The 1,457-nt window shown below is 43.3% G+C and carries 1 protein-coding gene; it reads right to left on the minus strand.

Annotated features, from left to right (window positions below; all coding sequences use genetic code 11):
* The coding region (locus ACSQ6I_RS24685) for an ATP-binding response regulator (protein ID WP_438892874.1) at positions 1 to 1,457 on the minus strand (1,457 nt) is incomplete at both ends.

Here is a 1,457-nt window from a genome sequence, read left to right on the forward strand (position 1 = left end):
ACCGATCAGAGAGCATAATAAAGACCACATTTTCTAGCTCCTTTTCAAAGCGTAGAGCTTTGACCAAATCGGCTTCTTGAGAGAAGATAGAATCAATGATGATCATATCAGGTTTAGCAGACCGAGCTTTACGAATACATTCTTGAGGATTAGAAGCTTCAATCACACTGTATCCCTGAGTTTGGAGAACATCAGATATAGTCTTTAAAGTCGAAGCATTTTTATCAACAACCAATACCTTTTTACTAGAAGTACCTTGGGAGAGCAGAGAGCCAATTTCGCCTAGAAGTTTCTCTGTATTGATAGGTTTAGTCAGATAGCGATCAATACCGATGTGATAGCCACGTTCCTTGTCTTCAATAATAGACAACATGATAATCGGAATATCTGCGGTCTGAGGGTCATTTTTGAGAACGGCTGCCACATCAAAACCATTGATTTGAGGCATCATCACATCGAGGAGAATCAGATCAGGACGGGATGTTTTAATCTGATGAATTGCATCGACACCGTCTTTAGCTTCCCGGACATTGTAACCTTCATTTTCGAGTTGTTGACGGAGTAATTCTCGAATGTTGAGATCATCATCAACGACCAGAATGGTTTTACGGTTTTCGTTTTGGACAGTATTTTTGGTAATGACATGATCTTTAAGTTGTTTGACAAGAGTATCTAAATTCAGACTGGAACTAGCTTGTTGTTGGCTGGTATGGGTGGGAACAATAAACGAGAATGTGCTGCCTTTGTTGAGTTCACTTTCTACCCAAATTCTGCCGCCGTGATGGTCGATGATTTGTTTGCAGATTGGTAGTCCTAACCCTGTGCCTTTGGGTTTATCGGTGAGGGTGTCACCAACTTGGCGGAATTTCTCGAAGACTTTCGGCTGGTCTTCTGGGGTGATGCCAACGCCTGTGTCAATAATACTGATGCAAACACCTTCCGGCTCTTGTTTGACACGGCAGGTGACAGCACCTGATGCGGTGAATTTAACGGCATTGGAAATCAGGTTGATGAGGACTTGGAGTAGTCGATTGCGATCGCCTATGATTTGTGGTAGTCCTGGTTCAATTTCGCTGACTAATTTCAGTCCATTGGTTTCAAATAACCCGGCTGTGGACTTGGTTGCCCAATCGAGTAATTCGCTGGGGTCTAGGGGCTGCATTTGCCATTCCACTTTCCCTGCTTCCATTTTGGCGATGTCTAAGACATCGTTTATCAATGATGTGAGTCTTTCTGCTTCGGAGACGATGATGTTGAGGTTGTCGCTGACTCGTTTGATGGTTTTTTGTAGTTTGCGGTCTTCGGTTGACAGCATGGGAAAGACATTGGTTTCTAGCTTTTCTTTGATGATGGAGGCAAAACCGAGGACTGATGTTAGTGGTGTCCTGAGTTCGTGGGACACTGTGGAGATGAAGTCGGTTTTCATTTTGTCTATTTCTTTTTCCGCTGTTACATCC

It is taken from the genome of Anabaena sp. WFMT (assembly GCF_051781005.1).
Classification (GTDB): domain Bacteria; phylum Cyanobacteriota; class Cyanobacteriia; order Cyanobacteriales; family Nostocaceae; genus Anabaena.